The following is a 26,052-nucleotide window of genomic DNA, read 5'->3' as shown; positions in this document are numbered from 1 at the left end:
CCTATGAACCGTGTGAGCCAGTCACACCGTGAATTGAAAGGGGAGTGCAGCTCCGATGCGCACCGCATCATCTTGACGCCTGAGGCGCTGGACTTCGTGGCGGCATTGGAAAGGCGGTTCGGGAAGCGGCGCAAAGAGCTGCTCCGCATGAGAGACGAGCGCCAGCACAGACTCGACGAGGGGGAGTGGCCCGACTTCTTGGCGGAGACGGCGCATGTCCGGAACGGGGATTGGACGGTTGCTTCCATCCCGGCCGATTTGCAGGATCGGAGAGTGGAAATTACTGGCCCCTCGGGGGATCGCAAAATGGTGATCAATGCGTTAAACTCGGGCGCCAAAGTGTTTATGGCGGATTTCGAGGACGCCAATTCCCCAACCTGGTCGAACACGCTGGAAGGCCAGGTCAACCTTCGCGATGCCGTCAACCGGACGATACGGTTCGTGAACGAGGCGGGCAAAGTCTATGAACTGAACGGCAGACCGGCCGTGCTCAAGGTGCGGCCGCGGGGCTGGCATATGGAAGAGAAGCATCTGTTGATCGACGGAGAGCCAGTGTCGGCGTCGCTCTTCGATTTCGGACTATACTTTTTTCATAATGCGGAGACGTTGATTCGCCAGGGAAGCGGCCCCTATTTCTATCTTCCGAAAATGGAAAGCCATCTCGAAGCGAGGCTGTGGAATGACGTATTCGAATTCGCGCAGCAGGAGCTGAACATTCCGCGCGGCACCATTAAGGCGACCGTCTTAATCGAGACGATTCTGGCCGCCTTCGAGATGGATGAGATTCTGTTCGAGCTGCGCGATCATGCGGCCGGCTTGAATTGCGGGCGCTGGGACTACATTTTCAGCTATATCAAGAAGCTCCGGAGCAAGCCGGACGTCATTTTGCCCGACAGAGCCATCGTGACGATGGAATCGCCTTTTATGACGGCCTATTCGCTGCTCGCCATCCAGACGTGCCATCGGCGCCAAGCCTACTGTATCGGGGGCATGGCAGCCCAGATTCCGATCAAGAACAATCCGGCGGCCAACGAAGCGGCCCTGGAGAAGGTGCGGAAGGATAAGCTGCGGGAAGCGCGGAACGGCCATGACGGCACATGGGTGGCGCACCCCGGTCTTGTGCCGATCGCCATGGAGGTGTTCGATGCCCATATGCCAGGACCGAACCAGCTCGGGAAGCTGCCGGAGCGCGAGATCACCGCGGCGGATTTGCTGGAGGTTCCTCAAGGGCCGATTACCGAGGCCGGCGTGAGAATGAACGTGTCGGTCGGCATTCAATATTTGGAGGCATGGCTGCGAGGAATGGGCGCGGTGCCGATCAACCATTTGATGGAGGATGCCGCGACCGCCGAGATTTCGAGAGCCCAGCTCTGGCAGTGGATACATCATCCGCGGGGCGTGCTCGACGATGGGCGCAAAGTTACGATCGAGCTCTTCGATCAACTCTTTCAGGAAGAGCTGGAACACCTCCGGCTTCGGATCGGCGAAGAGCAAGTTCCCGGCTCCCGGCTGGCGCTGGCCGCCTCTCTGTTCCGCGAGATGACGGTTGCCGATACGTTTGAGCCGTTTTTGACCCAACCGGGTTATACGCACTTATCCTAATTTCGCAAAAGGAGGTTCACGCATATGGCGATGAACAAGGTTGAACACGAGACAGACGAGACGATGGAGCACACGGCGTTTTATCCGCTGTCCCCCGTATTTTTGGATTTGTATTATCATTCGAGCAGCGAGGAAGTCCAGCAGTCCTCCTTGCCGCTGTCGCACTATTTCATTACCAATTATTATTGCTACCGCAATGATTAATTAGTTGATCGCAAGCTGATCTCCAACAGAGCCTGCTCGAGGAAAGAACGGGCCTGTTGGAGATTTTCTTTTTCCGCTTCCGTTTCAATATTTTCCCCATGCTATATAATAGAGGTATTCCGCTATATAACAGAGGGGATAGCTTATGAATTCTCACGAAATGATGACGAAGCACGGGCAGATTATCCAATACATTGAAGAGCTTGACATCGGGACGCGCATTTCGGTGCGCAAAATCGCGCAGGCCTTGAACGTGAGCGAGGGGACGGCTTACCGCGCCATCAAGGAAGCGGAGGGCCGGGGGATCGTCAGCACGAGAGAGCGCACGGGCACCGTCCGCATCGAGAAGAAAGAGCCGCAGCATATCGACAGACTGACCTTCGAAGAAATACGAAGTCTGGTGGACGGAGAGGTGCTGGGCGGCACAGCGGGCCTGGACAAGACGCTGAACAAGTTCGTGATCGGGGCTATGCAGCTCGAAGCGATGATGCGGTACATTGAACCGGGAAATCTGCTGATTGTCGGGAACCGGAACAAGGCGCATCACAGCGCGCTGACCTTGGGCGCAGGGGTGCTCATTACGGGAGGCTTCGATACCCCGGCGGAGGTTCGCGAGCTGGCGGACGAGCTGGCGCTTCCGGTCATCAGCTGCAAATACGACACCTTTACGGTGGCTGCCCTCCTGAACCGGGCTTTATCCGAGCGGATGATCAAGAAGCAGATTATTTTGGTCGGCGATATTATTCGAAAAGACATTCCGCTGACCTCGATTCACCAGTCGAGAACGGTCGGGCATCTGAAACAGCTGATCGAGGAAACCGATCACAACCGCTTTCCCGTGGTGGATGATGAGAACAGGCCCGTGGGCATGATCATCGCCAAGGACATTATCGGCGCTTCCGACAACGAACGAATCGAGCATTTAATGAGCCCCCATCCGATTACGGTCATGCCTCATACCTCGATTGCGACCGCGGGCCATATGATGGTATGGGAAGGCATTGAGCTGATCCCGGTCGTAGACGGGGAGAAGAAGCTGATCGGCGTGATTAGCCGCAAGGATATTTTGAAAGCGATGCAGTCGGTTCATTCGCAGCCTCAACAGGGGGAGACGCTGGAGGATCAGATCTGGTCGGCGTTCGAGGAGATTCGGGGCGAAGACGGCGGACTTTCTTTCCGCGGTCCTGTTCATACCTCGATGATCAATCAGATGGGCTACATCTCCGAGGGCATCCTGGGCAGCATGATCACCCTTGCCGTCACCCGCACGATTAAGCAGCATAAGAAGAAGGATCTGCTTATCGATCACACCTCCGTTTATTATTTGGCGCCGATCGAAATCGAAAACATCGTGGAAATGGTTCCGGCGGTCATTGAACTGAGCCGCAGGTTCTGCAAGATCGAAGTGGAAATGTTCGTCGCGGGGCAGCGCGTAGTCAAGGCGATGGTGACGGCCCGAATTTTGGATTAGCGCGCCGCTTCGCGAAAAATGCTTGCCCGGGGATTATCGTATATTGAGCAGGCGGAGGGACCATGGTATACTTCCGGCCATAACGCGATATCCCGATTCGGGTGATCGGGATCCGACAGAAGGAGGCTGCCGGTAATGAGTCAGACGTTGGCGTTCCGCGGGGATGGGACATTCAAGATTGTCCAGTTCTCGGATACGGAGTTCTGCGTGGAAAGTGGATTCAACTTGGAGGAACCCCAAAATATCGATGATATGACGCGGGCCGGGATGGATCGGATTATCGAAGCCGAGCGGCCCGATCTCGTTGTCATCGCGGGAGACGTGACGGCGAGCGCGAAGGGAGATCCGTTATACTTCCTGGACAAAGCGGCGATGACCTTGGAGCGGCACCGGATTCCGTGGGCGTTCGTATTCGGCAATCACGATTCGGAAGGCGCGGCGACAAGGCGGCAAATGCATGAAGCGCAGTTGTCTTACAGGTACTGCGCCGCCCAGCCTGATCCGCTTGGAGTTAGCGGTAACGGGAACTATGTGCTCACGATCGCCGATCAGAGCGGCACGGCGGCGGCCGCCCTTTATTTCCTGGATAGCGGAGATTATTCGCCGCTGCGCCAGGTGGGCGGCTATGACTGGATACGTCACGATCAGATTGAATGGTATATCCGGCAGTCGCGGGCGCTGATTGCGCAGAACGGCGGGCAGCCGCTGCCGGCGCTCGCATTCTTCCACATTCCGCTGCCGGAGTATCAGGAGGCGTGGACTACCCAGACATGCGTGGGCCATCGGATGGAGCCGATATGCTCGCCCGCGGTGAATTCGGGCCTGTTCGCGGCGATGCTCGAGATGGGAGATGTGATGGGCACCTTCGTCGGGCATGATCACGCGAATGATTTCTGCGGGACGCTGCACGGCATCCGTCTCTGCTACGGCAGGTCCGCGCAATATGTCAGCTTCGTGGATGGAGAACGGAATGATCATTTCCCGACGGGCGCGCGCGTCATTCAGTTGAAGGCCGGGGAACGCGGCTTCGAGACATGGATTCGCGAGAGCGACGGCCAGACCGTTGGCGCACAGCCGGAGCATCGCCCCGAGGTTCGCGCGTAATAGAAGCAGGCAGCCATCCCGCGGGACGGCTGCCTGTTTTCAGGTCCAATTATTCTTCCACGAACAGCGGAACCTCAACGAAGCCTTGCTCCGTCGTCTTGATCAGCCCGAGATCGGACAGGCGCAGCTCCGGCACGACGATCAGCGCCAGCAGGGACAGAGTCATGAACGCGTAGTTCATCGTGCAGCCCGCATCGTACAGCGCCTTGCTGATGGCGCGCGATTGTTCGGCGACCTCCTCGAACGGCGCATGGGACATCAGGCCGGCCACCGGCAGCGGCAGCTTCACGACCGCATCCTCCGTGACGACGGCGATGCCCCCATGCATACCGGCCACGGTATTGGCCGCCTTGGCCATCAGCGTGTCGGAGTTGCCGATTACCATCAGGTTGTGGCAATCATGGGCGACGGTCGTCGCGATGGCGGCCGGAACCTGGAAGCCGACGCCGGACACGAGGCCGAGCGACTGGTTGCCGGTTCCTTGATGGCGCTCGATGACGGCGATTTTGCACAGGCCATCCTCTCGGCGCAGCGCCACGCGGCCGTCCTCGATGCGGACGGATACAATCAGTTCCTTCGTATCGACATGATTCTCCCGCACTTGAATCGCTCTTGCCTTCCGCTCCCCGGATGAACCCGGGCAGGCAATGACGAAGTCGTCCGCACGGACTTCCCGCGCCAGATGCACCGAACGAATGGCTTCCTCCGGATAGCTGAACTCCGGCAGATCGACGACCATGCGTCCGTTCTCGGCCACGACTTGTCCGGCGGCGATCGTCATGGCGACATTGACGTCGGCCAGGTTGCCCTCGAGGATAATGATGTCGGCGAACGAGGCGGGCGTGATCGTGCCGACATCGCGGGCGACGCCGAAGCGCTCCGCCGTGTTGATAGTCGCCATCTGGAAGGCGGTAACCGGACGGACGCCCTGAGCGATGGCGTGGCGGACGACGAAGTCCATATGCCCTTCATCCACCAGCGATTCGGGACTGCGATCGTCGGTGACGAGAATCATGCGCCGCGTATCGATGCCATAGTCGGTATGCGCCTTGATCGATTCGGCGACGTCATGCCAGGCCGAGCCGCGTCTCATCTTCGCGTACATGCCGCGGCGCACCCGCTCGATGACATCCTCCGCCTTGACGCTCTCGTGGCATCCGGTTATGCCGCTCGCCGCATACGCGGAGATTCTCCAGTCGTCGACCGGCCAGGTATAGTGCCCGTCCGCGACCCGGCCCGCGCGCAAGGCCGCCTGGATTTCGCCGATCATTTTCTCATCGCTGTACACGACGCCCGGGAAGTTCATCACCTCGCCAAGGGCGATCATATCCGGCCCCCAGGTGAAGGCTTCCGCCACTTCGGCCGGGCCGATCGAAGCGCCGCTGGTCTCCAGCTCGGGTCCTGTCGACGGCACGCAGGAAGCGACCTGCATATAGGCCGCGAGCGGCGTCGTTCTCGCTTCGTCCAGCATCAGGCGCAGGCCGGGCAGGCCGAGAACATTGGTAATCTCGTGGGCGTCGAAGAAGCCGCCGGTCGTGCCGGTGACGAGCACGGCCCGCGCGAATTGCGACGGCGTGATCTGGCTGCTCTCGATATGACAATGGCCGTCGAGCAGTCCGGGCGCGACATAGCGGCCGGCCGCATCGATTACTTTCGTGTCCTCCCCGATCATATGACTCGCATCCTTGCCGACGAAGGCAATGCGCGAGCCCTGCACGCCGATGGACATATCGTCCTGAATCTCCCCGGAGCATACATTGACGAGCTTCGCGCGCAGAATGACGAGGGTTGCCTTTTTGTCCCCTCTCGCCGTCGCGACCAGGCCGGGCACGCATTCGGCCAGATGAGGCCGGGCAAAGCGGTTGCTAGTGTTCATTGTGTCGTCTCCTTTGATGACTTAAAAATTATGGGAACAGCATAAGTATAGATCAAGGAAACATTTTCTACACGTTGACGGATTGAAGGGAATCGGATGAAAAAGCGGTTTCATCGCTTTGTTCTCACACAGAATTGGTAAATCATAGTATAATTAAGGCTATCAAGTTCAAAAAGGAGCTGCGCTTGTGTCCATTTCTGCGAAACCGAATATATTTATCGGCTCATCGAGGGAAGCGATTGACATCGCGAACGCCGTTCATTCGCAACTGAATTATTACGGCCAGGTTTCCCCTTGGTATGCCGGGGCATTTGGCGGAAATGAATATACGATGGAGACACTGGAGAGGGAACTTGAGCAGCATGATTTTGGTATTTTCGTTTTCGCGCCGGATGATGTCGCATTGCACCGCGGGAAATATGTGTTTGTCCCGCGGGACAATACGTTGTTCGAGATGGGGCTTTTTTGGGGAAAGCTCGGGCGGAGCAGAGTGTTCGCCGTCATTCCCGGCCAAGTCCGGGAACGAAGCGATCTGATAGAAGGGAAGACGATCCATGAATTTCACGTGCTCTCCGATCTGCAGGGGCTTACGCTGTTGAGCTATGAGCTGCGGACGGATAACAAGCATGAGGCGGCCGTGTCGGTCGCCTGCCAGCAGCTGATCCGCAGGATTAAAGAGGAAGGATTTTTTCAAAACCCCCGTGACTTGTTGGCTGCCAAAGAAACGGAACTGCTCCAGAAGCAAAGCTTGCTTCACTTTTTCTGGGAATACACTCGCAATCTGGCGGCCGTCAACTCTCAGGAGAAATACGAAGCGCTGTATGAGGCCGTCCGCAACTCCATCATGCCTCCGCAAGGGTTCCGCGTCACGGGGGCGGCGCTATGGCGCAAGCAAGGCCTTGATGGCATCGGGCAGGTGGCGGGTAATGTAGGGAGAGGGCAGTTTTTCTCGTTCAGCGCCGCGGAGCGCCGGCAGGACAAGGATCACCAAATTTACGTGATAGATGTCTTTCTTAACGGAAAATGGTCGTTTTTCAAGCGCGAGGAGCTTGCGCTGGTTTATGTGCTATGCTATCCTCTTGGTAGAGAGCACGTGCTGTCCGTGCATTTCGCCGGGCAGAGGCTGCTTGAGGAATCCGAACTAGCCGCGATTGTACAGCTGAACAATGATTTGCTGCGAACCATTGACCACTTAATTGGAGGTGATTCCGCATGACGGGCGATCATCCGATTCACTTGCATAAGGGAAGCGCCGGAATCAACAAGCTTAACCGCCAGGCAAGAGGTCCATTTGGCCGTTCCAGGAAGAAAGGCATTCGCGGAAGCGGTCAGCATAACGCGGCAGCTATTGTCTACATTGGCCCTTCCGTCGAAGGCTCGGACGAAGAATATGTGAAGGTGCTCAGCGGCGAAGTCGATCGAACCAAGCCTTCATTCGCATAAACCGATAATGAATTCATCCCGGGAATCGGGCGCAAGATGACTTCTTTCAGCGAGGAGTCATCTTTTTTAGATCTTCGCACCGGGTGCAGAGCCGGTCGCGGGATGGCCAGTGCATGCAGATCACGATGTTCGGGGTTGTAAGCGCATTCAATTATTGTTGGGAGGGATGATCCATGTCAGATAAAAGATGGGCGGCGGTTCTTGGCTTGCTGCTCCTGTCCTTTCTTTATCTGCTCTTTGAGTTCATGTCATCCACCTACCGCAATCAGGCGTTGATTCGGCAGTGGAGCGAGGCGGAGGCCGGGGCATCCGGCAAGCCCCATGTGATGCTGATCTCCCAGGAGCTGGATAATCCGTACTGGCGGATGATCGAGCAGGGGGCGAGAGATGCGGCGAACCGGTTGGGTATGGCCCTGGAATATGTCGGGCCGCTCCGCATCAACCCGGAGGAGCAGACGATGCTGCTGGAGAAAGCCATCGCCGCGAAGGTGGATGCGATTCTGCTGCAGGGCATTCACAGCATTGCTTATACCCGGTTGATCGACCAAGCGGTGGCACAGGGCATCCCGGTCCTTACCGTGGATGCCGATGCGCCGGACAGCAAGCGGCTCACCTACGTCGGGACGGACAATTATGAGTCGGGCAGGAGACTGGGCGAGATCGTGGCCGAAGCCGGCCGCGCCTTCTCCGATCGTTCGACGACCAAAATCGGCGTTCTTATCGGCAGCAATCTGGCCGAGAATCAGACGCTGCGGCTGGACGGATTCCGCTCGGTCATCAGCCGGCACCGCTCGCTGCAAATCGTCGATGTCCGGGTGTCGAATATTTCACGGGTTGAAGCGGCCCAGAAAGCGTCGGAGATGCTGTATTTGCATCCGGATATTGCCATTATCGCCGGGATGAGCGCGCTGGACGGAGCGGGCATCTTGCAGGCCGCCAAGAGCACGGGCCGGGACGATTTGCTCATTTTCGGCTTCGATGACATCGAGGAGACGAAGCAGGCGATTGCCCGCGGCGAGATCGCGGCCAGCATCATTCAGAAGCCGTACCGGATGGGCTATGACAGCGTCTCGATCATTCATGATGTGCTGGAAGGAAAAAGCGCGCCGCCCCATCATCTGATGGATACGGACATACTGACGAAGGACGGAATCCGATTGGAGTGACGCACGATGAATATCCGCACGAAGCTTTTCGTTTTTATTCCTCTTCTTGTCATCCTGGTCAGCGCCGTCACTTATTTTATATCTTTCAGCAGCCGGATGATGCAGGAGAGCTATAACCTGATGATGGATCGCATTCTGTTGTACAAGCAGATTGCCCAGCAGACGGAGCAGCATCTTCGCACGCTCAGCCGCTACTTAATCGACCAGCAGGAAGCGACATACCGCGAGCTGGCGGCGCAGCAGGAGGAGCTGCTTGCTTTGAAGCGGAATCTGGCCGGGCAGGCGGAGACGGACAACAACGAGATCTCCGTCCGGAATTATGATCATATGCTTGACTCCTTCTTGGAAAAAGCGGAGGAGGTGCTGGGAGCGACCGATGTGCGAGGCTTGCGTTCGTTTGCCGTCTTGTATGAAGATACGGAAAAAATCGCGGGATTCATTCGGGATCAGGGCCAGTCGCTCGTCGATCTGGAGCTGAGCAGCTATCAGCCGTATTATCGGCAGCTTCTGCAAAATACGCGTCAGATGAACAAGATCGGCCTCGCCCTGTTCGGGGTCAGCCTGCTGCTCAGCATCGTCTTCGTCATCTGGCTGTCGCGGAGCATCACCCGCCCGATACATATGCTCGTCCGCACCGCCAAGCAGATCGCGAAGGGCAATCTGCAGATTGCGCCTCCGGTGTTCCGGCAAGACGATGAATTCCGGATTTTGTCCGAGGCGTTCCGGCATATGCTGGCCAATATCCGCAAGCTGATTGCCAAGGATATGGAGCATCTGGAGCGGGAGCGTCTCGTCAAGGAACTGGAGCTGCGGGCGCTGCAGAGCCAGATCAACCCGCATTTCCTGTTCAATACGCTCAATGCGCTGTCGAAGCTGGCGCTGATCGAGGGAGCCGACCGGACGAGCGACTTGACCGTGTCCGTCTCGAATCTGCTTCGCTACAATTTACGCAAGCTGGATAGCCCGGTGACGCTGCGCGAGGAAGTGGACCATACCGCGGAATATTTCACGATTCAGCAGGCGCGCTTCCGCGATCGCATCCGCTGCGAGATGAGCATCGACGAGCGGGCGTTGGCGCAATATATTCCCTGCCTGTCGCTGCAGCCCATCGTCGAAAATGCGTTCATTCATGGCGTCGAGGGCATGGAAGAAGGCGCGGCCGTGCGCTTGTCGATTATCCGCTCGGATACGGAAGTAACCGTGATCATCGCGGATAACGGAGCGGGGATGGATGAGGCGACCCGGGCCTCCCTGTTGGGCGAGGGCGGGCCGCAAGCGGGCGCCCGCTCCCGGGACGAAGCGCAGCGCTCGACCGGGCTCGGCTTGCAGAACGTATTCAAGCGGCTGCAGCTCTTCTATGGCCGGGAGGATATCGTGGAGCTGGAGAGCGAGATCGGGAGAGGCACCACGGTCAGGCTGCGGCTGCCCATTTATGAGGAGGGGGAAGCGGATGTACCGTCTGTTAATTGCGGATGACGAAGCGTTGGAACGGGAAGGGCTGGAGTTGATGATTACCCGCGCCATGCCGGACAGCTTCGAGGTGATTCATGCGCCCAACGGGCGCCGGGCGATAGAGCTTGCGGAACGGCATCATCCGGATATTGTAATGATGGACGTGAAGATGCCGGGCATTCAGGGGCTGGAAGCGCTGCAGGACATCCAGGCGGTTCACAGCCGGGTGAAGATGGTGCTGGTGACGGCGTATGATCATTTCGCCTATGCGAAGCAGGCCATTGCCTTGGGAGTGAAAGACTATATCGTGAAGCCCGCGAAGAAGGAACAGATCATCGGCATCTTGCGGCGGCTCGTCCAGGAGCTGGAGCAGGAGCGAAGCAAGCGCGACAGCGAGCTGGCCTTGCGGGACACCGTCTCGCGGTTGATGCCGCTGGTGGAGAACGAGCTGGCAATGATGCTGATGAACGACCGGGTTCAGGATTGGAATGTGGAGCAGCTGGCGGAGCTGGCACAGTTCCCGCTGCAGATGGGGTATGCCCTGGTCGTCGACGTGACCGCTCCCGGAACGGACGAGGCATCCGGGGGCGGGAGCCGGCGATTGCGGCTGGAGAACGTATACACCGCCGTCAGGCATGAACTGGCCGGCCGTCTGTCCTGTATCGTCAGTCCGATTATCGGCGGACAGATGACGGTCTTCATCCGCTTGCAGGACGGCGCGCAATATGCGAAGGAGGACGTGCTCGCGATGAGCGAGGGGCTTGTTCCTGCGCTGCGGCAAGCGGCAGAGGGGGCCGTCCATATCGGAATCGGGCGCTTGAAGCTCGGCATCGCCAAGCTCCGCGAATCGTATGTGGAGGCGGCTTGCGCGGCGGCCTATGCCCGGAATGCCGCTTCTTCCGCGGTCATTCATTTCGATCAGGTTCCCGTCCGGGCCGGAAGCTGTTCCCGTCCGGCACAGCTTGAAGCGATCCGAAGCGGAACCGGTACGATAGAGGCGCTTCATGCGGCGATCGATCAAGTGCAGGCAAGCCGCGATCGGGAAGCGCATGCCGTGATCGAGCAGGCGCAGGCCATTATCCACGAGCGGTACCATCTGCCGCTGGCAATGGAGGAGGTGGCCGGGATGGTTCATCTGAGTCCGCATTACTTCAGCAAATTGTTCAAGCAGCGGGCCGGAGCGACGTTCACCGACTACATTACGCAGCTCCGCATCGCCCGGGCATGCCGCTATATTGAGCAAAATAAGCTGTCATTGAAGGAAATCTGTTATCAGGTGGGATACCGGGATCCGAATTATTTCAGCCGCGTGTTCAAAAAGGTGACAGGCGTGGCCCCGACCGAATACCGCAGCCGTCATCGCGGCGATTGATTCAGGCAGCGGGCTCCGGAATGGGCCGGCGAAGGATAAATTTCGTACGGTGACGCCGGCCCGTCCCCGCATGACATAAGCCAATTCCGTCCCCGGCCTGGACGGAATTGGCTTATGGAAACGGAACGAGGCAAATAAGTGCTAGATTTTCCGATAATCCCTTCGAATTTTTTCCCTCCTTAAATCCATCCAGATGAATGACAAACGAGTGCGGGTTTTCTCGCTCCGGTAGAGGCGATAGTTGTGTTACCTTGGATGTAAGCGGTTTCATTGAAGCTTAATGGAATCCGCAATGGACATTCAAGCGTGAAGGGGGATATGACATGAGGAAGCACATGATATTGATTCTGCCCGTTATCTGTATGATGAGCCTGCTCCTGGCGGCTTGCGGCTCCGGTTCGGATGCGAAGCCTCCGGAGCCGGCCAAGCCGGCGGCGGCCGGACAGGACGAAGGAACACAGAATGACGCGGACAGGCCGTCTTCCGGAGACAAGAAGTCGGTTGAGATTTTTAGCTGGTGGACGGGAGCGGGAGAAGAGGCAGGATTATTAGGCCTGATCAAGCTGTTCAACGAGAAGCATCCGAATATTGAAGTCATCAATGCCGCCGTGGCCGGAGGCGCGGGCACGAACGCCAAGGCGGTGCTCGCCAGCCGGATGCAGGGCGGAGATCCGCCGGGAACGTTCCAGGTGCATGGCGGGGCCGAGCTGAACACGGGCTGGGTCGCGGCCGGCAAGATGGAGGGCTTGAATGAGCTATTCGAGAGCGAAGGCTGGATGGATAAATTCCCGAAGGATTTAATCGAGATGGTAAGCGAGGGCGGGACCATCTACTCGGTCCCCGTCAATATCCATCGCGGCAATGTCATTTTCTACAATAAGAAAGTTTTTGACGATAATGGATTGACTCCTCCGGCCACCTTCGACGGCTTCTTCCAAGCGGCCGATGCGCTGAAGGAGAAAGGCCTCACTCCGCTGGCGCTCGGCGACAAGGAGCCTTGGACGGCGACCATGGTCTTCGAAGCGGCGCTCCTTGGGGTGCTTGGCCCGGAAGATTTCAAGAAGCTGTACACGGGCGAGATCGCGTTCGACGATGCGCGAGTGAAGGACGCGCTGGAGAAGACGAAGAAAATGTTCAGCTATATCAACGACGATCATGCGGCGCGCAACTGGCAGGACGCAGCGCAGCTCGTCGCTAACGGCCAGGCGGCGATGAACATTATGGGCGATTGGGCCAAGGGGTACTTTACGACCGATCTCAAAATGCAGGCGAATGTCGACTTCGGCTGGATTGCGACTCCGAATTCGGGGAACAGCTTCATGGTCATTACCGATACGTTCGGCCTGCCTCAGAACGTCAAGGACGCCGATTCGGTGAAGGAATGGCTGAAGGTGCTCGGCTCCGTGGAGGGACAGGATGTGTTCAATCCGCTCAAAGGGTCGATTCCGGCACGCGTCGATGCGGATGCGAGCAAATACGACGCCTATGGCCAAGCCACAATCGAAGACTTCAAGAAAAGCAGCCTCGTGCCGAGTCTGGCGCATGGATCCGCCGCTCCCGAAGGCTTCGTGACCCAGGTCAATCAGGTGATGACGATCTTCGTGACGAACGGGGACGTAGAGCAGGCGGCCCGCTCGCTTCGCGACGCACAGCTGGCCAGCGGCATCGCCAAGTAGGCGGCTGATTGGGGCGGCCTTGGCCGGCCCTGACGAACATTGCAAGCGGGGCCGGCGGCGGGAGTCCGCTGCCGGCTGCCGCGGTCAGGAGGGATAAATATGAATGCCGCTGGCATAGGCGGAGAGACGATGCCCCTATCCATGCCGCCTGAGCGGAAGGCGCGGCGGCGGAAGAGGGTCCGCATCGTGCCGATATTGATGGTGCTGCCCTCTCTTGTCGCGATTGCGATATTTGTATATGGCTTTATCGGATGGAGCGGATATGTGTCCTTCACCGACTGGAACACCTTAGCCCGCAACTTGGACTTTGCCGGCTGGAAAAACTACCTGTTTCTCTTTCAGGATTTCCGGTTCCAATCGGATTTGCGCAATACTTTCGTATTCACGGTGCTCTTTATTGCCGTGACGATTAGCTTCGGCCTGCTGCTGGCGGTGCTTGTCGATCGGAAAATTCGCGCCGAGTCGTTCTTCCGCAACATTTTTATTTTCCCGATGGCGCTGTCCTTCATCGTGACCGGCGTCGTCTGGCAGTGGATTCTCAACCCGTCGACAGGGGTGAACTTGATTCTGAAGGCGATCGGGATGACGGATGTGCCCAAATGGTATGTCAGCACCGATATTATCCCGGGCTTCCGCTTCGGGCAGATTGAGCTCGGGCTGCCCGTCGCCCTGATTGCGGTGGTGATCGCCGCCGTCTGGCAGCTCTCGGGCTTCGCGATGGCCATGTATCTGGCGGGTCTGCGCGGCATCCCCGAGGAATGGAAGGAAGCGGCCCGGGTGGACGGAGCCGGCGAGTGGACGATCTTCCGGCGCATTCTGCTCCCGCAGCTGCGGCCGATTTCGGCCAGTCTCGTTATCATGCTGACCCATATTTCCTTGAAAATATTCGATCTCATCTATGCCATGACCGGTCCAGGAGCGATGTTCGTCACGGATATGCCCGGGGTCTACATGTTCGAGACGACATTCCGGGGCAATCATTACGCGCAGGGGGCGGCGATCTCGATGGTCATGCTCGTGCTGATCTCGCTCTTGATCATCCCTTATCTTCTGTCGGGCATGAGGAAGGAGGAGGCATAGATGACGAAAAAGCGGGTGCAACGAATCACGCTGTACACCGGCTTGACCTGCTTGGCTTTGCTCTTTCTCGTGCCGGTATATGTGCTTCTTGTCACGAGCTTCAAAGGGTTGGACGAGATTACGCTGGAGCGGATGTGGGCGCTGCCGAAGAGTCTCGATTGGTCCGGGTACCGCGAAGCCGTGTCCAAGCTGTATCCGCATTTGAGCAACAGCTTCCTGCTCGCGGTTCCCGCCACTTTATTATCGGCGTTGTTCGGGTCCATGAACGGCTATGTGTTGTCCAAATGGCGGTTCAAAGGCTCGAACGCCCTGTTCGCGCTGATGCTGTTCGGGATGTTCATCCCGTACCAGAGCATCCTGATTCCCTTGATTCAGTTCATGCAGCGCATCCATCTGTACAATTCGATACCGGGGCTTATTCTCATCCATGTCGTGTACGGTTTGCCCGTGTGCACGCTTATGTTCCGGAATTTCTACGTGGCGGTACCGGATGAAATGCTGGAAGCGGCCAAAATCGACGGCTGCGGCTTCTTCGGCATCTACAAAAACATGATGGTGCCGCTCTCCGTGACAGGCTTCGTCGTCGTCGGCATCTGGCAATTCACGAACATCTGGAATGAGTTTCTGTTCGCGGTGACGATGACAACGCAGAAGCAGCAGCCGATTATGGTCGCGCTGCAAAATTTGTCCGGCAGCCAGATTGTGCAGTGGAACGTCCAGATGGCCGGGGCGCTGCTCGCGGCCCTGCCGACGCTGCTCGTCTATATTTTCCTGGGAAGATATTTCATTCGCGGATTGCTGGCCGGATCGATTAAAGGATAAGCGGTACCGTTTTCCGGGCGGAACTATTCGTCTTCAATCCGTTCCCTTTGCGAATCCTCCGTCATCAGGTCTTCGCCCGGATAGTTCCGTTCCAGTCCTTGATGCAATTGCAGATTTTCATTGCCGAACGGGTTGGGACCATGCTGCCCCTTGCGCCATGGCGTGCTTTTGCCAAGCGATTCCGATTCGATGCTCGCGCCATATGGCCCTTCCGGGAACTCCTCCGCCGTCAAATCATTGCGCTGCGATTGCACCGTCGACACATCGGTATGGTTATGTTCGGTCTCGCGATCCGATGGATCCATCAATGGGAGCACCTGCCTTTCTTTTTCGAGTAGTGTATCCGTGAAGTCCTGCCGTCATTCGCGACCCTTCTTTCACCGCGTCGCAAGCAACCGTTCTGGGATGACAAGCTGGAAGAATAGCTGCGCGACAAATTGAACCTCTAAGCCTCTTGAAAATGGGCGGATTTCACGAAATGTATGTTAATCCATTCATAGATATGAAGCGGCAAGGAGGAGTATAGTATTTGTTGAAAGCGCTGACAACCCTGTGATAGTCTGGCTTCGCAGCCGATGGGAGAGCGGCGCTTGTCAAGGATGATGAATCGATATGAGGGGAGCAGCAGCATGATGATCCAGAGCAGATCCACTTGGAAAAAATGGCTGAGCGCGTTGATGGCGGTTACGATGCTGACAAGTCTTGTCGTCACTTCAGCGGCCGCTTCTGAAAGCGTTGCCGATGGAGGCTTGGCTAAGAAAAATGTACATATTACTTTGTTAGGGACTTCGGATATCCATGGGCGTTCCATGCCTTGGGATTATGCCTCGGATGCGCCCAATCCGAGCGGAAGCCTGACGCAGTTATTCACCGCCATTCAGCAGATTCGCCAGGAGAATCCGAATACGATCTTGGTGGACGCCGGGGACATGATTCAAGACAACTCTGCGGAGCTGTTCAATAGCGAGCCCCAATCACCGATGATGGTGGCGATGAATGCGATGGGCTATGATGCATGGGCATATGGGAATCACGAGTTCAACTTCGGGTTGGACGTATTGGACAAGGTGAGCAGTCAATTTGAAGGCGTCATGTTAGCGGGCAATGTATATAAGGACAATGGGGAACGCTTTTTTCCTGCCTATACGATTATAGAAAAGGAAGGCGTCAAAATCGGTTTAATCGGCATGACGACGCCGTTTGTCCCCGACTTCGAAAAGGGAACGGATCATGTGAAAGGCTTGGTCTTTACCGATCCGGTGGAAGAAACCAAGAAGGTGATTCAGGAATTAACAGGCAAAGCGGATGTCATGATCGGGGTTATGCATATGGGGCTGGACAATGAAAACAACACCCCTCATTCCGGCGTGCGGGATATTGCCAACGCGAACCCGGAGCTGGCGGCGATTTTTGCCGGGCATATGCATACACTGGTCAACAAAGAAGAAGTAAATGGGGTATTGATTACAGAACCGAATAAATATGGAACGCATATTTCCCGCATTGATTTGCATTTTAGCCAAGAAGACGGGAAGATGGTACTGACGTCGAAAGATGCTTTTACGATCCCGGTCAAAGACGCGGACGGCAATGTTCTTGCCTCCGATCCGGGGCTTGAGACAATCCTGAAGCCATTCCATGAATTTGCGCGTCAAGATGCCAATACGGTTGTCGGTCGGCTCGTTGGCGAGAATCTGGTTCCGCCGAACGAAATCGAGGGGATTCCGCAGGTTCAGGTAGAAGAAACGCTGCTGTCGGATTTCTTTGCGGATGTGATGCAGCATTACAGCCAAGCGGATGTCGTCGCTTTTCAGATTGATAACGATAAGGCTCGACTAGATGTCGGCGACATCAAGAAGAAGGATATCGCCTATAACTATCAATTCACATTTGGCGAAGTAACGAATTATAAAGTAACAGGCCAAGATCTGAAAGATTATATGGAGTGGGCTGTAGGGTATTTTAACTCCACGCGTCCGGGAGATGTGACGGTTAGCTTTGATCTGAAGCGCCGATCCTCCAAGTACAGCACCAATGATTTTTTCGGGAACATCAAATACGATGTCGATGTGCGCAAGCCTTATGGCCAGCGGATTATTAACTTGCGCCGTATGGATGATTCCCCGATTCAGGCAACCGATTCGCTGGTGCTCGGAATGAATGCGTATCGAATGGATGCGCTTGTGGCCAAGGGCGGGGCTCTCGAAGGAAGAACGTTCGAACAGCTCTGGTCTTCCAAGGACAACAGCGCGTTCGGTGAAATGGGCGGCACGATCCGCAACCTGGCAATCAAATATATTAAGGAAGAGAAGAAGGGCGTGCTTGAGCAAAAGGCGCAAAATCGCTGGAAGATTGTCGGCGTGGAGACGGACGCCCCGGCGCGCAAAGATGTCATCGAGCTAGTCAATGCGGGCATTCTGAAGGTTCCGGCGACGGAAGACGGCAAATATACGAATGTGGCTTCCATTAATATTTTGGATGACGTACAGGCCGATGAAGTTAAGGCGCTTGCCGAGAAAGCCAATGTGGACGTGAAAATGGTTGCCGGGGCCCGGAACAAAGGTGAACTCTATTCCCGATTAAACGCTGCGTATCAAGCGGCCCAACAGAACACAACGCCTAAAACGGAGGTGCCGGCCCAGCCGGACAAAGCGGCGAAGCCTGAACCTGACAAGATGAAATTGGACAAACGGGAACCGGACACAGGCAAACCGGCAGAGCCAGCTTCCCGGGTAACGGTTACAGCCTACTACTTAAACGTTCGCAAGCAGGCGTCCCCGAACAGTAAAATCGTAGCCGTAGTCAAGCAAGGAACCATTCTTGAGGTGACAGGTAAAAAAGATGGCTGGATTCAAATTGCCATCGATGGGAAGACCGCATACGTCGATGGGATGTATGTGAAATAATGAGCCCTCGCGGTAAAAGCTCTCTTCGGAGAGCTTTTTTTGTTGATCCCGGAGCTCGAATGCGCCAAAAATCCCTCAAACGGGGAATATCGGATTCATAGGGGATGCTCTACAATTTGGTATGGATTACGACAAAAAGCGGGGAAAGGAGGATGCAACATATGAAAAACAGAGACCAAAAGACAAGGTTGCGGGTGGCGCTATCCATGCTATTCGTCTCCCTGTGTGCGCTCATGCTTCTGCCGGACCAAGTGTCGGCGAAGCAGGTCCAGGCGGAATACCTGAAAGTGATTGTTTACACGCCTAGCGGTTTTTCCGGCGTGATGCACTTTTATAGCGATGGAAGCAAGGTATCTTATATCGATGTGGACAAGGGCACGCTCCATGCGCGTTGGGTGAGCTTTATTCCACTCAGCGCATTTCAAGACGGGGTGGAGCTTTATTACAGCCGCGACGGCATTACCACGGAAAAACAATTCATCAAGATGGGGTCTTGGGATGATGCGCCGGCCGATCTGAAGTGGCTGACGATTAGCAACTTCGATGGAGCCTTCGGCGAAGGACATGCGATTACCAATCAACAATACAGGTACAGCGTCGATGGGATCCATGTTTTGAGCGGGCCGGAGGTTCCGGCCAATGCTTTATGGGCGACCTTGAGCGAGTATGATACCGTGTGGTCAGGAGAGCACAAAACGCTGGACTACGATCGCTCTTACGGGACCTATGCGTTGGATATCGACCCGATCCGTTCGGTCGCCATCGCATCGAATCATGCCGCTGCCCCGGGAATTGCGAAGGCCGGCGATGAAGTGACGCTTTCTTTTACTGCTATTTTTCCATTAAAAAGAGCGGACGTTACCATAGCGGGTCATCCGATTAAAGCGACGGAGCAGAGCGGGCGCTGGATCGCGCGCTACCGGCTAACCTCTGCCGATGCGGAAGGCGATATTCCTTTTCGCATCGACTACGAAGAAGCGGGCAGCGGCATGGTCAAGTCGCGCACGGAGACCACGGACGGCAGTTCGGTCCGGTTCGATAAGACACCGCCGGCTATTGTGCTGAAGCAAGCGCCGACAGCCTGGACACGCGATAACGTTCAGGTCGCGGCCCAGGTTGAGGATGATGGCGGAAGCGGGGTGGAGATGCAGAAATGGGCGGAGGGAACCCGGACTGCTGCGTACTTCCAAGACAATGGGACGCTAATTGTCAACGATTCCTTTACTGTCCAGAAAAACGGCGCCTACACCGTTTATGCAGCCGATCGGGCCGGAAATGGGACGATCCGCACCTTTACCGTCGCCAACATCGACCGGACCCCGCCTGTCATTGCATTGACCCCGTCCACCGAGACGCCGACCAATAAGGAAGTAATGGTTACGGCGAGGATCGTGGAGGAAGAAAGCGGAGCGGCGGTGCAAAAATGGGCGCCCGGAGAACGGAGCATCACGTTTTTCGAAAATGGAGGAAACGCGCTCGCGGGAGACGGCTTCAACGTCTCCGACAATGGAGTCTATACCGTTTATGCCAAGGATCGGGCCGGGAACGAAGCCGTCGCAACGGTTACGATTGCGAATATTTATAAGCAGCCTCCGCGGTTGACGCTGACGCGTTCGCCGGACACGTGGACGAACCAGCCGGTAACAATATCGGTCACGATTGGGACCGACCAAGGAATTGCGGTCAAGCTCAAGAAATGGGCGCGCGGAAAGCATCCAAGCGGCTATTTTCAAGAAGGCGGGGAACTTCTGCAAGGGAACGCCTTCTTCGTCAACGACAACGGCGCCTACACCGTCTATGTGCAGGATGAAGCAGGCAATGAGGCGGTCGCCCAGATCGCGATTACGAACATGAACACGACCCCTCCGCACATTCAGGTTACGCTTGCCCCCTCTGGCTGGACCAATCAACCGGTTACGGTGAACGTGCTGGCGACACATGAGGCCGGCGAGATCAAAATGCTGAAATGGAGCGGGGGCATCCGGCCGGCGGGCTTTTTTGAGACGGGCGGATCGATGATGGGCGATTCCCGGTTCATCGCCTACGCGAATGGGGACTATACGATCTTCGCCCAAGACGAAGCGGGGAACGGGACGGTCGAGCATATTGAAGTGAAGCAGATCGATACAGACCAGCCTGTCATCCAATTATCCCTGCCTTCGGAACAGCTAACGAACGGCAACGTCACGATCGAAGCCCGGATTAGCGACAGGACGAGCCCTGTCGCCAGACAGAAATGGGCGGCCGGCAGACAGACGGAAAGTTATTTCGAATCCGGCGGAACAAGCTTCGCGGGCTCGGATTCATTCGAGGTGGAAGTCAACGATGTTTATACGGTCTTTGCCCAGGATGAGGCCGGCAATTCCAGCATCGCAACGATTGAAGTCGCCAATATCCATAGACTGGAGCCCCTTATTTCATTGACTCTATTCCCGACGGAGCCGACGCAAGGCCCGGTCACGGTAACGGCTTCCGTCTACTCTCCTGCTGATATCGCAGAGCGGAGGATGGCGCTTGGACTTCACGATGCCGCCTTCTTCCGCGGCGAAGGCGAGCCTTGGGAAGAGAAGCGGCCGATTGAAGTCCAGGATAACGGCTGGATTAGCTTGTATGCCAGAGATATGGCGGGGAACGAGACGGTGAAGCAGCTTGACATTACAAACATCGATCGGGAGAAGCCGGTCATTGCCCTGCTTGGCGAAGCGGTCATCCATGTGGTCGAGGGCACGTCCTTCCAGGATCCCGGCGCCTCCGCGACAGATAATGCCGACGGGGATATCTCCGCCTCCATCATCGTATCCGGACAGGTGAATACGCGAATCCCGGGCGAGTATATTTTGCGGTACAATGTGACCGATAAGGCGGGCAATGCGGCTGACGAAATCATTCGCGCCGTGAAGGTGACCGCTCGTCCCGTACTCGATGACGGCAATGATCATAATAATGGAGGCAGTCATGGCGGCGGGAGCTCCTCGCCGCAGGATGAACACCAAGTGCCTGCGATGATGCCCCAACCGAATGAACATAAGGATAAGGACGATCCTAAGCGGCCTCATGCACTCGAAGATAACCAGCAGTGCACGCCAGAGGGATCCAGCCGGAGCACAGGGAGCTTGCCTCGCTTCACGCACGCGGAAGGCCACTGGGCAGGCGAAGCGATCCTGGAGTTGGCTGCCGCCGGGGTCATCGCAGGATATCCCGACGGTACGTTCAGACCGAGCCGTGCGGTAACGAGAGCGGAATACGTTACCCTGCTCATCCATGCGTTGAAGCTGGAGATGCGCCAGGGGGCATTATTTGCGGATACAGGGGACCATTGGGCAAGGAACGCGATCTCGATTGCTCATGAGTATGGCATAATCCAAGGCTACAATGCGAACACCTTCGGTCCCGATGATCGGATGACGCGGGAACAGATGGCTGCCGTGCTTGCCCGGGTCTGCGCGGGGGATAAGGCCGCATCAGCGAAAGAGCTGCCGGCGCTGTCTTATCGAGACGCTGCCGATATCTCGGGATGGGCAGCGGATGCGGTTCGCTGGGTGACCGGGCAACAGATTATGATCGGGAACGGTCAGCGCCATTTTCAACCGAAGTCGTTCGCTTCCCGGGCGGAAGCCGCCGTAGTCTTGACCAAATTACGGGCCAAATCAAAATAAGGCTGCCGCCTGTTCCGATCGCTGCATCGTGATCGGAAGGCTTTCTTTTTCGACCCGCAGAGTCCCCTCTGGCTGCCGTGAAAGAAGCCGTTCCCAGCGGCCGTTCCGGCTGCTTTGAGACCGCGGAAGGCTCGTCAAACTAGTCCGCATAATCGGCCAAGTTCCCTCATAGACATGTTATCAGTGATGCGGAGTACACCGAATCGAAGAATACTCATGTCAGAGGGGATGATTACATGCGTCGACTCACGTGGATGTTGGCCATCGTGATGAGTGTGGCGATCCTGGTCGCCGGATGCGGGAAGAAGGACGCAACCGATGTGGTCCATGACCTGGATCAAGTAATGAGCAAATTGGAAAGCTATGCCGGCATCGGCACGATGACGCTGCATTCCGGTACTCAGCCGCTGCAGTATCGCGTGGAGGTGTGGTATCAGGATCCGACCTATTATCGGATTGAGCTGACGAACGAGAAGAAGGACATCAAGCAGATCGTGCTTCGCAATGAAGAGGGCGTGTTCGTGCTGACGCCGAGCCTGAAGAAGATATTCCGCTTCCAGAGCGAGTGGCCGGAGAATCAAGGGCAGGTCTACCTCTACCAGACCCTGGTCCGCAGCATTCTCTCGGATGAAGGCCGCCAATTCACCGAGGATGGCGACAGCTACGTATTCGATGTGGCAGCCGATTATCAGACGGACTCGCTCGTCCGCCAGAAGATCTGGCTGCACAAGAGCGACTACACGCCGAAGCAGGTGCAGGTCACCGATTCGGAGGCGCAGGTTGTCGTCGAGATGAAGTTCAATCAATTCGAATTCGGCAAGAAATTCGATAAAGATTCCTTCGACATGCAGCGCAATATGACGGGCATGAATCATGCGATGATTCCGAACGGGGAGCTGGATGAGAACGGACAGCCGCCATCCCGGGAGACGCTTGCCCCTGGGGACGGAGCGGAAGGTACGGATGCGGCGGGGCAGGAGCCTGACACCGCGCAGGCGGAAGAGGATATGGGGCCGTTCGGCTTCATCGAGCCGTCCTATCTGCCGGAGGGCGTGGCCAAGCTCGATGAGCAAGAGCTTCCGAACAGCGGAGATCATCCGGTCATGATGCGGTATACGGGCACGTATTCGTTCACGCTGATCGAATCCCGGCCGAAGGATATGGAAGTCGGGCTTCAGGTCGAGAGCTCGAAGGCGGTAGATCTTGGCTTCACCTATGGGCAAATGACGGGTGAGGAGCAGAAGACGCTCACCTGGACTTATGAAGGAGTGAAGTACCGGATGCTGAGCGGCGATCTGCCGGAGCAAGAAATGGTGAAAATTGCACAATCGCTCGTGGATCAGCCTGGAAAATAACGGCTGCAGCACAGTTCTCCGGTCCGTATTCCGTGGCGCTCCACGGGATACGGGCCTTCTCGCTCTCAGCGAGCAGCGCGAATCATTGCGCCTCCCACAAACCACCGACCGCGTGCAGCGGAAATTTCCTTAGTAATGGTTGGTTATTTCCATCTGTCCTTGGTTGACAGTCTCCGCCATGGGCATTAACATAGGTTTGTTACATGGAACGGGATGAACAGACATGAAGAAGGTGACTGACCATGGAGGCGTATTATCGTCCCACGCGAGCGGAGATTTCGCTGGATGCGCTGCATCACAATATGGAAGCTTTTCGCGCCGCGCTTCCGTCTGCCACGAAGTTGAGCATCTGTGTGAAGGCAAATGCTTACGGACATGGCGCGGTGGAGATCGCGCGCGCCGCGGAACGGTTCGGAGCGGATTATGTGAACGTGGCGTTCCTGGATGAAGCCGTACAATTGCGCCGGGCCGGCGTACAGGTGCCGATATTGGTATTGGGCTATACGCCGCCTGCCGGGATTGAAGCCGCCTTCGAGCATGATATTTCCTTGACGGTCTTTACCGAAGGGTGTATCCGCACTCTGGAGGAAAAGGCGCGGGAACTGTCGGCCCGGTATGGCGGGCGCCTGCTCAAGGTGCATGTCAAGACGGATACCGGCATGGGACGATTGGGTCTCCGAACGCCGGAGGATACGGCCTGCTGCGTCCGCCGCCTGCAGTCGATTGCCGGCGTGCTGGTCGAAGGGGTGTTCACCCATTTCGCGGGTGCGGACGAGAAGGATCAATCCTACAGCCGCCTGCAACAGCAGCGGTTCCAGGCTGTCATTGACGAGCTGAAGAGGCAGGAGCTTGCCATACCACTGATACATGCGAGCAACAGCGCGGCGGCAATGGAGCTGCCGGAGTCCGCATTTGATATGGTGCGGGTAGGTATCAGCGCTTACGGATTGTATCCGTCCGCCGATGTGAACCGCCAGCGAATCCGATTGCGGCCGGTGCTGAGTCTGAAGACGGCCATCGTCCATGTGAAGACGGTCCCCGCCGGCGAGGCGATTAGCTACGGCATGCATTACTATACGAGCGGGGAGGAGCGCATTGCGACCATTCCCGTTGGATATGCGGACGGCTATTCCCGCATGCTGAGCGGGAAAGCGCAGATGCTGATCCGCGGCCGGCGCGTACCGGTGCTGGGGACCATCTGCATGGATCAGTGCATGGTCTCGTTGGAGCCGCTAGGCGAAGAAGGGCCGCTGCCAGGGCCGGGAGAAGAAGTCGTGCTCCTGGGCGAACAGGGCGAAGAGCGCATTACGGCAGAGGAGATCGCCGGGCATCTTGGGACGATTCACTATGAAGTCGTCTGCATGGTTGCCCATCGTATGCCGCGCCTCTATCTCGAGAGCGGGAAGCCCGTGAAAGTGGTTAACCCGCTGCTGCGACCGTCGGCGCACGCCGAAGGTGCAATAAATTGACGGAATTTAGGGGAATGGCACCTTTTACCGAAATCATTTTTACATTTTCGGCAGGATTTTCACGTTGAAGAGAGAATAAGTATCAGGGATTGTCTGCAGGCAGAAGGTCTGCAACATACTCGATATGGATGAAGCATATATATGCTGTTGTATAATTTTTCTACAGAATCGACATAATGGGTACTAGGCAGCAAAGGCTTTGGGGGTGCGAGGACAGGTGGCTAATATTCAGAACACCAAACGAATTATGATCAGCTTGCCCGACCAACTATTGCAAGAAGTGGACGGTATCGTTGCTATGGAAAAATCGAATCGAAGCGAGTTCATTCGCCAAGCGATGAAGTTGTATTTGCAAGAGCGCAAGAAGCGTCATATCCGTGAATCGATGCAGCGCGGCTATATGGAAATGGCCAAGATTAACTTGACGATGGCATCCGAGGCTTTTTACGCAGAAGTCGAAGCGGATGGCACGCTCGACCGCTTGGTTAGCGGGGTGTAGACATTGATTGTAAAGCGCGGCGACGTTTTTTTTGCGGATTTATCGCCCGTCGTAGGTTCAGAGCAAGGAGGAGTGCGTCCCGTTCTCGTTATCCAGAATGATATCGGGAACCGGTTCAGCCCAACCGTCATCGTGGCGGCAATTACGGCCCAGATTCAGAAGGCCAAATTGCCGACCCATGTCGAGATTGACGCGAAGACGCATGGGTTCGACCGCGACTCCGTCATTTTGCTGGAACAGATCCGCACCATCGACAAACAACGGCTCACCGACAAAATAACACACTTAGATGAAGAGACGATGCACAAGGTCGATGACGGGCTGCTTATCAGCCTCGGATTGATTGATTTTTAAAAACCGATTGCGACCGACTGAACGAGGCCTGCCTCGTTTTTTTGTTGCCGCGTGAGAACATTCGAACCTGCGGGCGGGGTTGTCCCCGCCTTTTTTTGTTGCCCGTGCGAGAGGAGGGGGGCGGGCTGTGTGCCGCTTATGTTCGATATCCCCTTGAGTCAGATTCAGCCGCAACAACCGCATTCGAGCCTCTTTGTGCTCTTATGTTCGATATCCCCACGGCTCAGAGAGCCAAGGCCGGCGCAATCCGAGGCCCCTTTGTGGCTCTTATGAGCAATATCCCAATGAGTCAGAGCAGGCAAGGCAAGTCAAGGGAGCGATTTGCGCTCTTTCGGCGAACATCCCATTGGCTCAGGGCAGCCGAGGAAGGCTAGACCGGCAACCTGCGCCTTTTACGGACAATATTGCGCAGCTCGGCAGAATCAAGATGAGGACTGCCGGCCATTTGACCTGCTTACATCACCGATTGCAGGCACAGCGGATAATGATTCCTGAGCGGAGGGGAGATTCCGCATAAGGCTCCTTGGAGGATAATTTTACTGAAC

At 56.5% G+C, this 26,052-nt stretch carries 20 protein-coding genes; 18 read left to right on the top strand and 2 right to left on the bottom strand.

The annotated features are described in order from the left end of the window. Positions 1-3: 3 nt before the first annotated feature. From aceB to L6439_RS23060, 4 genes are all read left to right on the top strand, one after another. Complete coding sequence (aceB, locus tag L6439_RS23075; protein ID WP_213470694.1) at positions 4-1,602, top strand: malate synthase A; 1,599 nt, start codon at positions 4-6, stop codon at positions 1,600-1,602. Positions 1,603-1,626: 24 nt separating this feature from the next. Then, positions 1,627-1,806, top strand: coding sequence for a hypothetical protein (locus L6439_RS23070; protein WP_168180524.1), 180 nt, complete (start codon positions 1,627-1,629; stop codon positions 1,804-1,806). A gap of 145 nt (positions 1,807-1,951) precedes the next feature. Next, positions 1,952-3,277, top strand: a complete 1,326-nt coding sequence (locus L6439_RS23065) for a DRTGG domain-containing protein (RefSeq protein ID WP_213470696.1) — start codon at positions 1,952-1,954, stop codon at positions 3,275-3,277. 135 nt (positions 3,278-3,412) lie between these two features. Further along, a complete protein-coding gene (locus L6439_RS23060) occupies positions 3,413-4,381 on the top strand; it encodes a metallophosphoesterase family protein (RefSeq protein WP_213470698.1) in 969 nt (322 codons plus the stop codon). A 49-nt stretch (positions 4,382-4,430) separates the two neighbouring features. Here L6439_RS23060 and L6439_RS23055 read toward each other — a convergent pair whose 3' ends face one another. After that, entirely contained in the window at positions 4,431-6,257 is a 1,827-nt protein-coding gene (locus tag L6439_RS23055) for an adenine deaminase (protein WP_213470700.1), read from the bottom strand. A gap of 187 nt (positions 6,258-6,444) precedes the next feature. On the opposite strand from L6439_RS23055, the gene L6439_RS23050 reads away from it, so the two are divergent. The 8 genes from L6439_RS23050 to L6439_RS23015 all read left to right on the top strand — a co-directional run bounded on the left by L6439_RS23050 (position 6,445) and on the right by L6439_RS23015 (position 15,268). Further along, positions 6,445-7,473 (top strand): TIR domain-containing protein, encoded by a 1,029-nt coding sequence (locus L6439_RS23050; protein WP_168180520.1) that lies wholly within the window; start codon positions 6,445-6,447, stop codon positions 7,471-7,473. Next, on the top strand, positions 7,470-7,700 hold the full coding sequence (locus L6439_RS23045) for a cupredoxin domain-containing protein (RefSeq protein ID WP_168180519.1): 231 nt from the start codon (positions 7,470-7,472) through the stop codon (positions 7,698-7,700). Before L6439_RS23050 ends, L6439_RS23045 begins: the two co-directional genes overlap by 4 nt. Before the next feature lie 173 nt (positions 7,701-7,873). Next, on the top strand, positions 7,874-8,866 hold the full coding sequence (locus L6439_RS23040) for a substrate-binding domain-containing protein (protein WP_213470702.1): 993 nt from the start codon (positions 7,874-7,876) through the stop codon (positions 8,864-8,866). 6 nt (positions 8,867-8,872) lie between these two features. Continuing rightward, on the top strand, positions 8,873-10,342 hold the full coding sequence (locus tag L6439_RS23035; RefSeq protein ID WP_168180517.1) for a sensor histidine kinase: 1,470 nt from the start codon (positions 8,873-8,875) through the stop codon (positions 10,340-10,342). Further along, entirely contained in the window at positions 10,317-11,690 is a 1,374-nt protein-coding gene (locus L6439_RS23030) for a response regulator (RefSeq protein WP_213470704.1), read from the top strand. The genes L6439_RS23035 and L6439_RS23030 overlap by 26 nt, the downstream gene beginning before the upstream one ends. Before the next feature lie 323 nt (positions 11,691-12,013). After that, positions 12,014-13,366 carry an ABC transporter substrate-binding protein gene (locus L6439_RS23025; protein ID WP_213470706.1) on the top strand — a complete coding sequence of 451 codons (1,353 nt, stop codon included), beginning with the start codon at positions 12,014-12,016 and terminating at the stop codon, positions 13,364-13,366. A gap of 99 nt (positions 13,367-13,465) precedes the next feature. Continuing rightward, positions 13,466-14,446: a carbohydrate ABC transporter permease gene (locus L6439_RS23020; protein ID WP_213470708.1), complete on the top strand. Its 981-nt coding sequence runs from the start codon at positions 13,466-13,468 to the stop codon at positions 14,444-14,446. Next, on the top strand, positions 14,447-15,268 hold the full coding sequence (locus tag L6439_RS23015) for a carbohydrate ABC transporter permease (RefSeq protein WP_168180514.1): 822 nt from the start codon (positions 14,447-14,449) through the stop codon (positions 15,266-15,268). A 23-nt stretch (positions 15,269-15,291) separates the two neighbouring features. On the opposite strand, the gene L6439_RS23010 is transcribed toward L6439_RS23015, so the two are convergent. Continuing rightward, entirely contained in the window at positions 15,292-15,573 is a 282-nt protein-coding gene (locus tag L6439_RS23010) for a hypothetical protein (RefSeq protein ID WP_168180513.1), read from the bottom strand. A gap of 504 nt (positions 15,574-16,077) precedes the next feature. Here L6439_RS23010 and L6439_RS23005 point away from each other — a divergent pair. From L6439_RS23005 to L6439_RS22980, 6 genes are all read left to right on the top strand, one after another. Continuing rightward, positions 16,078-18,174, top strand: a complete 2,097-nt coding sequence (locus L6439_RS23005) for a 5'-nucleotidase C-terminal domain-containing protein (RefSeq protein ID WP_249723433.1) — start codon at positions 16,078-16,080, stop codon at positions 18,172-18,174. A 161-nt stretch (positions 18,175-18,335) separates the two neighbouring features. Beyond that, positions 18,336-21,830: an S-layer homology domain-containing protein gene (locus L6439_RS23000; RefSeq protein ID WP_213470710.1), complete on the top strand. Its 3,495-nt coding sequence runs from the start codon at positions 18,336-18,338 to the stop codon at positions 21,828-21,830. A 236-nt stretch (positions 21,831-22,066) separates the two neighbouring features. Beyond that, a complete protein-coding gene (locus tag L6439_RS22995; RefSeq protein ID WP_213470712.1) occupies positions 22,067-23,185 on the top strand; it encodes a DUF4367 domain-containing protein in 1,119 nt (372 codons plus the stop codon). A gap of 242 nt (positions 23,186-23,427) precedes the next feature. After that, positions 23,428-24,654 carry an alanine racemase gene (gene alr / locus L6439_RS22990; RefSeq protein ID WP_213470714.1) on the top strand — a complete coding sequence of 409 codons (1,227 nt, stop codon included), beginning with the start codon at positions 23,428-23,430 and terminating at the stop codon, positions 24,652-24,654. Positions 24,655-24,871: 217 nt separating this feature from the next. Continuing rightward, entirely contained in the window at positions 24,872-25,153 is a 282-nt protein-coding gene (locus tag L6439_RS22985; protein WP_040731899.1) for a CopG family ribbon-helix-helix protein, read from the top strand. 3 nt (positions 25,154-25,156) lie between these two features. Then, on the top strand, positions 25,157-25,507 hold the full coding sequence (locus tag L6439_RS22980; RefSeq protein ID WP_006677694.1) for a type II toxin-antitoxin system PemK/MazF family toxin: 351 nt from the start codon (positions 25,157-25,159) through the stop codon (positions 25,505-25,507). Positions 25,508-26,052 lie beyond the last annotated feature (545 nt).

Origin of the sequence: Paenibacillus dendritiformis (genome assembly GCF_021654795.1) — a bacterium.
GTDB lineage: Bacteria > Bacillota > Bacilli > Paenibacillales > Paenibacillaceae > Paenibacillus_B.
This window is presented reverse-complemented; position numbering and strand designations above follow the sequence as displayed.